This is a genomic window from Methylobacterium sp. J-072 (assembly GCF_022829425.1).
In the GTDB taxonomy this organism is placed as follows: domain Bacteria; phylum Pseudomonadota; class Alphaproteobacteria; order Rhizobiales; family Beijerinckiaceae; genus Methylobacterium.
Genome location: NZ_JAKSYK010000066.1, coordinates 1 through 319, shown reverse-complemented (window position 1 = coordinate 319; position 319 = coordinate 1). Strand labels below are relative to the sequence as shown.

Below are 319 nucleotides of genomic sequence, written 5' to 3'. Positions count from 1 at the left end.
ATTATCTTTCCTAGTCGAGTAGCGCGCCACCGAAGCGGATATAGCGATCGTCATAAGCATAATCTTAATCGTTACTTGAGATCAGACAGCAGCGGTAAGGGAGCTGGTCTTGTTGTCGAACCTCACCATCCGGGCCCGTCTCATCGGGGCGCTATCCCTGCTGTTCGTGTTGACCGGTGGGCTCGGTGCCTTCTGCTATGCGAAGCTGCAGCAGTTGAGCGTTGCCACCGACAGCCTCGGCGGCAATACGCTACCTTCGGTCCGCATTCTCGGCCGACTCGGCGCCGACTTCGAGGCCCTTCGCAGCCGGCAGCTCGCT

General features: G+C 58.9%; 1 pseudogene. It reads left to right on the top strand.

The window, feature by feature from the left end:
* Positions 1 to 112: 112 nt before the first annotated feature.
* Positions 113 to 319, top strand: a pseudogene (locus MKK67_RS06490) (hypothetical protein); the annotation flags it as partial.